Origin of the sequence: Phenylobacterium sp., assembly GCF_037138395.1 — a bacterium.
In the GTDB taxonomy this organism is placed as follows: Bacteria; Pseudomonadota; Alphaproteobacteria; order Caulobacterales; family Caulobacteraceae; genus Phenylobacterium.
In genome coordinates, this window is sequence record NZ_JBAXIM010000138.1 from 1 (window position 1) to 6,739 (window position 6,739).

The following is a 6,739-nucleotide window of genomic DNA, read 5'->3' on the forward strand; positions in this document are numbered from 1 at the left end:
CATCCGCATCGCCGTCGCCGGCGCCCTGGGCCGCATGGGCCTCGCCGTCGCCGAAGCCGTCGAGGCGGCACCCGATCTCGTCCTCGCCAGCCGCTTCGACCGGCCCGACGCCGCGGACCCCCGCCTGGCCGACCGGGCCTCGGTCCTGCAGGCAGCTGACGTCGTGGTGGACTTCTCCACCCCCGCCGCCTCCGTCGCCCTGGCGGCAGAGGCCGCGGCCCGGGGCGGACCGGCCCTGGTCATCGGCTCCACGGGCTTCTCTGCGGGCGAGATCGACGCCCTGGCCGAGGCGGCCCTCCGGGTGCCGATCGTCCGGGCCGGGAACTTCTCCCTCGGGGTCAACATGCTCATGGGCCTGGTGGAGCGCGCGGCGGCCTCCCTGTCCCCCGGCGACTTCGACATCGAGATCCTGGAGGCGCATCATCGCCGCAAGATCGACGCGCCCTCGGGGACGGCCCTGATGCTCGGCGCGGCGGCGGCCCGGGGCCGGGGCGTGGAGCTCGAGGCGGTCTCTGTGCGGGCCCGGGACGGGATCAGCGGCGTCCGTCCGGAGGGCGCGCTGGGGTTCGCCGTCGTCCGCGGCGGCGGCGTGATCGGCGAGCATTCCGTCATCTTCGCGGGGGAGGACGAAATCCTGACCCTCAGCCATTCGGCCCGGGACCGCGGTCTCTTCGCCCGGGGCGCCCTCGCCGCCGCCCGCTGGGTGGTCGCGCGCGACCCCGGCGCCTATGACATGCAGGACGTCCTCGGCTTCAGGGGATGACGGCCGCCCCGTCCACGTCCTCGAACAGGGTCATGGCCCGTTCGGCCCAGGCATGGAACAGGGCGAGGCCCCGGGGATTGTCGAAGTCGAGGGAGCCGATGGCCACCACAGGCCAGCACCAGGCGAGCATGGCGCAGACCCGGAACGCCTCCCGCGCCTGCGCCAGGCTGTAGTCAGCCACGCCCGCACGGACCAGGCCGTCGTGGTGGCGCGCGATCAGGGCCTCCTGCCCGGCCCGTCGCGTCTCCACGTCCAGGCTCCCCGACAGCATATAGGCGAGGTCGAAGGCGGCGGGTCCCTGCATGACGATCTGCCAGTCGACCAGGGCGAAGGGCGCTGTCGACGGACCGGCCTCAAACATCATGTTGTCGGCCCGGAAGTCGCCGTGCATCAGGGTGCGCGGCTGCTCGAAGGCCAGGTCCATCAGGGCGCCAATGCGCGGGGCCAGGGCCTCGCCTGCCTGCCGGACATAGGGGCTCATCCGGTCGCCGATGAAGTTGACCACGGCTGGCCAGCACTGCTGGTAGACGGGTTCGAGCGCCTTCATCTCAGGGGAGTTGAGCCTCAGAAGCCAGTCCATGCCCGGGAGCTCGGGGGATTCCCACCAGGCGCCATGAAGCTCCGCAGCGGCGTCGATCGCCTTGCCGGCGTCCTCAGGGGCCAGGCCTTCGAGCTGGTCGCCCAACCGGGCGGGGCTCAGGTCCTCGAGCAGGAGCACGAAGTCCATGGTCGCCGGGTCATAGTCCACTCCATAGGCACGCGGGGTCCGTACCGGCGTGCGGTGGGCCAGCTGGGCGTAGAACCCGGTTTCCTTCTGGTAGAAGCGGAAGATCTCGCCCACCTGGCGCGAACTCGGGTCGACCGGTGAAACCTTGGCGATCAGGGAGGCCGGCGCCGCCCCGGCCCCGCCCTCGTAGACCGGCCGCAGGCGCAGCATGGCGCTGACAAAGCCCACGCCCTCTCCCATGGGCTCGGTGACGATGCGGCTAACCTGGGCACCGGCTGGAAGGGCGCCGGAGGCCTGCAGCCTGCGGGTCAGCCATTCCGGCGTTATGGCGTCGATGGCGCGCGGAAAATCCAGGTCCGGCATGGGCGTCCTCCGTTGAGGGAAGGCTCCATCCGAAGCCGGGGCTGTCAAGCCGGGCGGCGGACGTCGTCCAGCAGGTGGGCCCGCTCGTTCAGGCTGACCACGGCCCGCTGGCCACTGCGGGCGGCCAGGAAGCGGTTGAGGCTGGTGTAGTCGGCTTCGAAGAAGACCCGGGGCTCAATGCCCAGCACGTGCGCCGCCCAGACATTGATCACACCGCCGTGGCAGAAGACCGCCACCTTGCCCCCCGGATGGGCGCCGATGATCTCCTCCATGCCGTCCACCACCATCTTCTGGAACTCGGCCATGTCGACCCCGTGGCCACCGGTGGCCATGGCCTGCCAGGCCGCGAAGTTCTCTCTCTTGAGCTCCTCGGTGGGGATGTAGGCGCCTGAATTGCGGTCGAACTCGACAATGCCCGGATGCCGCTGGACCTCATGTCCCACGAGGCCGGCGAAGGCTTCTGCGGTCTGGACGGCCCGGAGCATGGTCGAGGACCAGGTGGCCTCGATGGGCTCCAGGGCCAGCCAGGCCGCGGCCCTGCGCGCCTGGTCCAGCCCAACCTCGTTGAGGTGCGGATCGGAGGTGGTCTCCATGCGGGCGGGACGCCCGTGCCGGACCAGGATCAACTCCATGCCTGTTCTCCCTGTCTGCGGCTCAGCGGCCGCCCGTGGACCCGAAGCCTCCGGCGCCCCGGTCCGTGGCGTCAAGGCTGTCGACCTCGCGCCAGGCGGCCTGGACGACGGGGGCGATTACCAGTTGGGCGATCCGGTCGCCCCGACGGATGACGAAGTCTTCCGCCCCGAGGTTGATCAGCAGGACCTTCAGCTCGCCGCGATAGTCCTGGTCGACGGTGCCCGGGGCGTTGGCCACGGTGACCCCAGCCTTGAGGGCCAGCCCGGACCGCGGTCGCACCTGGGCCTCGAAGCCCGCGGGCAGGGCAAAGGCCAGTCCGGTGGGAACCGCAGCCCGGGTCCCCGGGCTCAGCACCAGGGCCTCGTCTCCGGACACCGCGGCCCGGAGGTCCATGCCCGCCGCGCCTGCGGTCTCATAGGCTGGCAGGGGCAGGTCGGGATTGTGGGGCAGGCGGACGATGTCCACGACGGGCCTCATGCGGGGTCTCCGGCCAGGGCCGCGGCGATCCGGGCGGCCAGGCGGGCGGCAACCTCGGTCTTGGGGGCCTCCTCCCAGCGCTCGATCCCGGCCGCCGAGACGATCGACACCGTATTGGCCGTGCCCCCCATCACTCCGGGGCGAGAGACGTCGTTGGCGACGATCCAGTCGCAGCCCTTGCGCTCGAGCTTGGCCTGGGCGTGGGCTTCCACGGTTTCGGTCTCGGCGGCGAAGCCGACCACCAGGGCGGGGCGGTCAGCCCGTCGCGAAAGGGTCGCCAGGATGTCGGGGTTCTCCACCAGCTGGATCTCAGGCGGCGCGGTACCGGCGACCTTCTTGGTCTTGCCCGCCGAAACCTCGGCGGGACGCCAGTCCGCCACGGCGGCGACGCAAACGGCGATGTCCGCCGGCAGGGCCGCTTCACAGGCCGCCAGCATCTCGCGGGCCGTCTCCACGTCGACCCGCCGGACGCCTGCAGGCGTGGGCTCGGACACCGGGCCCGCGACGAGGACGACCTCGGCGCCCAGGGCGGCCAGGGCCCCGGCGATGGCGAAGCCCTGCTTTCCGCTCGAGCGGTTGGTCAGGACCCGGACGGGGTCGATCGGCTCTGCGGTCGGCCCAGCAGTGACTATGGCCCGCCGGCCAGCCAGCGGGCCGTGGGCGGGGGACAGGGCTTCAAGTATGGCCTCGCAGATGGCGGCGGGCTCGGCCATCCGTCCGGGCCCGGTTTCGCCGCAGGCCATGTCGCCGACCTCGGGGCCGACGAACCGGACGCCGTCTGCCCTCAGGGTCGCGAGGTTCCTCTGGGTTGCCGGATGGTTCCACATCCGCACGTTCATGGCGGGCACCATGAGCACGGGCGTGTCCGTGGCCAGGAGGAGGGTGGTGGCGAGGTCATTCGCCAGGCCCGCCGCCGCCCGGGCCATCAGGTCCGCCGTCGCCGGCGCCACCACGATGAGGTCTGCAGAGCGGGACAGCCGGATATGCCCCATCTCGGCCTCGTCGGTGAGGGAGAAGAGGTCGGTGTGGACCCTGTCCTCGCACAGGGCGGCGAGGGAGAGGGGGGTGACAAATCTCGACCCGGCCTCGGTGAGCACCGGCCGGACGGCTATGCCCCGCCCGCGCAGCAGGCGGACAAGCTCCAGACACTTGTAGGCCGCAATTCCGCCGCCCACGATCAGTAGCACCCGTCTGTCCGACACAGTCCCTGCACCCTCCACAAAAGCCCCGCCTCATACGCCAAAACATCGGGACTCGACAAACCGGACAATATGTTCCTAATTTGTTCCGGCCTGGGCGGGCGAAACAAGGGAGTTCCCCATGACCGACGGGTCCATTCACACCCCAGACTTCAGTACTCAGGCCTTCCGTTTTCTGGCCATCCGTTTTCCGGCCATCCGTATTCCGGCCTTGCGCACATCCTCCGCCCTGCTGTCCGGAGGCCTTGTCCTGGCCCTCAGCCTCGCCGCCTGCGAGCGTCCGTCCGCGGTCGCGGCCCGGAGCGCGCCGGCTTCCGGGTCCGAGGTCGCCTACGCCGCCGGGTCCCCGGATCCGGGCGGGCGCGAGGGCCGTCCCTATGAGGCCGGACCTGCACCCCGGTCCCAGGACCGGGCTGAGGCCCCTGCGCCCCTGCTGGATGGTCGCCCGATCTGGACCTCCAGCCGCCGCGGTGGCGCGGAGGAGAACGCCCGCAAGGCCTTTGCCCGGAATGGCGAGAGCTTCGGGGCGAAAAACCTTGATGCCTATGTCCGCAAGGCCCGGGCCTTCATCGAGACGCCACCTTCAGGCGCCCAGCGCCTGACCCGCCGCAACGGCGACGTCCTTATGTACCATCCCGGCTCGAACACTTTTGCGGTCGCCAGCCGGGATGGCACGCCCCGGGCCTTCTTCCAGCCGGACGACGGCCCCGCCTATTGGGAGGCCCAGAAGGCGCGGGAGTCCCAGGGACGAACCGCCAGCACTGGAGCTGCCCGGTCCTCAGACGGCTGATTTCCAGAGGGCCGCCAGCGCCGTCGCCAGGGCGGCCGCCGCCAGCAGGAGGGGCAGGACCTGTCCACCCCGCCGCGCCGGCGGGGCTGCGGGTGGCGGTGCCTCGGCCAGGGCTGATAAACGCGACAGCACCCGGCCGGCCTGCTCACCCAGCCGGGTGATCCGGGCGGCCGGGGAGAGCTCGCGGGTCATCCAGCGCCGCACCACCGGGTCGGCTGCCGCCCAGATGTCGAGGTCGGCCCAGATCGAGCGGGCCACGCCCTCCACGGTCATCATGGTCTTCTGAAGAAGCACCAGCTCGGGCCGCAGGTGCATGTCGAACTGGCCGGTGATCTCGAAGAGCTGGATCAGCACCCGGCTCATGGAAACGTCCCGCGCTGACCGGCCGAAGATCGGCTCGCCCACGGCGCGCAGGGCCTGGGCGAAGTCGCCGACCGCGTGCCGGGCGGGAACATAGCCCGCGTCCAGGTGCACCCGGGCCACCCGGTCGTAGTCGCGCTGGAGGAAGCCCCACAGGATTTCGGCGAGGTAACGTCTTTCCCCGAGACTCAGCCGCCCGACGATGCCGAAATCCACCGCCTCGATCCGGTCGGGCGCGGCGATGAAGAGGTTGCCCTCGTGCAGGTCAGCGTGGAAGACGCCGTGGTCCAGGGCCTGGGCCAGGAAGGCGCGGATCAGGCCCGTCGCCAGGGCCGGTCGGTCGAGGCCCGGCGCCTCCAGGCTGGCGGGGTCGGACAGGGGTGCGCCCTTGGCCCACTCCAGGGTCAGGATCCGCCGGCCGACACCGTCCCAGACCACGGCGGGTGCCGACATGTAGCCGTCCCGGGCCATGACCTCGCGCAGCTCGTCGCAGCCTGCCGCTTCGAGGCGCAGGTCCAGCTCGCGGCGCACGGACTCGATAACCGTCGCGGCCAGGGTGCGGGGCTCCAGCCGCCGGGCGCCCGGCGCCAGGGTCTCAGCAAGGGCGGCGGCGAGGGTCATGACCCGGGCGTCGGCCTCCACCCGTTTCTCGATCCCCGGTCTCAGTACCTTGATCGCCACCCGACGTCCGTCCCTCAGCCAGGCCTCGTGGGCCTGGGCCAGGGACGCCGCCGCCACGGGTGGGCCGATCCTGGAAAACAGCTGGTCTGCGGGGCGACCCAGGGACTCGGCGATCTCCTTCAGGGCGACCTCCATGGGGAAGGGTTCCAGCCGGTCCTTCAGCCGCGCCAGGTCGCCGGCGAACTCCGTGCCGAAGATGTCGGCCCGGGTCGAGAGCAGCTGGCCGGTCTTGATCGCCACGGGCCCCAGGCCCTCCAGGCAGAGCGCCAGGCGTTCCCCCGGCCGGCCGCGTCGCGCTGACGGACCCGACAGGAGGCCCGCGAGCTTCGACAGTCGGACCAGGCCCGGCGGATAGAGATGACGCAGTTCCCTGGGCAGAAGGGCATCAGCCCGGACCAGGCGCCAGCCTGCCCCTATGAGCCTCGCCGCCGCCGCAAGGCCCGACAGCATGGTCAGACCGCCCAGCCGTGGTGCAGGGCCGCCACTCCGCCAGTGAAGTTGGTGTAGCCCGCCCGCCGGAAACCTGCGGCCTCGATCAGGGACTGGAAGGTCTTCTGGTCGGGGAAGCGGCGGATGCTCTCGACCAGGTATTGGTAGGACTCCCGGTCCCCGGCGATCTGCTCGCCCATGAAGGGAATGACCCGGAAAGAATAGGCGTCGTAGAGCCGCGCCAGGGCCGGTGCCGGGGGGCGCGAGAACTCCAGGCACAGGAACCGGCCGCCGGGCTTCAGCACCCGCCGGGCCTC

Annotated in this window: 8 protein-coding genes; 2 read left to right on the plus strand and 6 right to left on the minus strand. The window is 71.3% G+C overall.

The features are described 5' to 3' along the window. Position 1: 1 nt before the first annotated feature. Positions 2-763, plus strand: coding sequence for a 4-hydroxy-tetrahydrodipicolinate reductase (dapB, locus tag WCJ52_RS10495; RefSeq protein ID WP_336903256.1), 762 nt, complete (start codon positions 2-4; stop codon positions 761-763). Here dapB and WCJ52_RS10500 read toward each other — a convergent pair. Genes WCJ52_RS10500 through coaBC form a run of 4 tightly spaced genes read right to left on the minus strand, consistent with a single transcriptional unit; the run spans position 753 to position 4,165 of the window. Further along, on the minus strand, positions 753-1,853 hold the full coding sequence (locus WCJ52_RS10500) for a phosphotransferase (protein ID WP_336903257.1): 1,101 nt from the start codon (positions 1,851-1,853) through the stop codon (positions 753-755). The two genes, dapB and WCJ52_RS10500, sit on opposite strands and share 11 nt — an antisense overlap. A 44-nt stretch (positions 1,854-1,897) precedes the next feature. Then, positions 1,898-2,485 (minus strand): histidine phosphatase family protein, encoded by a 588-nt coding sequence (locus WCJ52_RS10505; RefSeq protein WP_336903258.1) that lies wholly within the window; start codon positions 2,483-2,485, stop codon positions 1,898-1,900. 22 nt (positions 2,486-2,507) lie between these two features. Then, a complete protein-coding gene (gene dut / locus WCJ52_RS10510; protein ID WP_336903259.1) occupies positions 2,508-2,963 on the minus strand; it encodes a dUTP diphosphatase in 456 nt (151 codons plus the stop codon). Continuing rightward, a complete protein-coding gene (coaBC, locus tag WCJ52_RS10515; protein ID WP_336903260.1) occupies positions 2,960-4,165 on the minus strand; it encodes a bifunctional phosphopantothenoylcysteine decarboxylase/phosphopantothenate--cysteine ligase CoaBC in 1,206 nt (401 codons plus the stop codon). Before coaBC ends, dut begins: the two co-directional genes overlap by 4 nt. 118 nt (positions 4,166-4,283) lie before the next feature. Between coaBC and WCJ52_RS10520 the strand changes: the two genes are divergently transcribed. Next, a complete protein-coding gene (locus tag WCJ52_RS10520; RefSeq protein WP_336903261.1) occupies positions 4,284-4,952 on the plus strand; it encodes a hypothetical protein in 669 nt (222 codons plus the stop codon). Here the strand turns inward: WCJ52_RS10520 and ubiB are convergent. Both ubiB and WCJ52_RS10530 read right to left on the minus strand, forming a co-directional pair. Further along, complete coding sequence (ubiB, locus tag WCJ52_RS10525) at positions 4,941-6,440, minus strand: 2-polyprenylphenol 6-hydroxylase (RefSeq protein WP_336903263.1); 1,500 nt, start codon at positions 6,438-6,440, stop codon at positions 4,941-4,943. The two genes, WCJ52_RS10520 and ubiB, sit on opposite strands and share 12 nt — an antisense overlap. Before the next feature lie 5 nt (positions 6,441-6,445). Then, positions 6,446-6,739 (minus strand): class I SAM-dependent methyltransferase (locus WCJ52_RS10530; protein ID WP_336903262.1); only part of this gene is annotated, 294 nt, incomplete at its 5' end.

Coding starts and splice junctions, on each gene's coding strand:
- WCJ52_RS10520 (WP_336903261.1), top strand. CDS start 4,284: ATGACCGACGGGTCCATTCACACCCCAGACTTCAGTACTCAGGCCTTC.
- WCJ52_RS10505 (WP_336903258.1), bottom strand. CDS start 2,485: ATGGAGTTGATCCTGGTCCGGCACGGGCGTCCCGCCCGCATGGAGACC.
- WCJ52_RS10500 (WP_336903257.1), bottom strand. CDS start 1,853: ATGCCGGACCTGGATTTTCCGCGCGCCATCGACGCCATAACGCCGGAA.
- dut (WP_336903259.1), bottom strand. CDS start 2,963: ATGAGGCCCGTCGTGGACATCGTCCGCCTGCCCCACAATCCCGACCTG.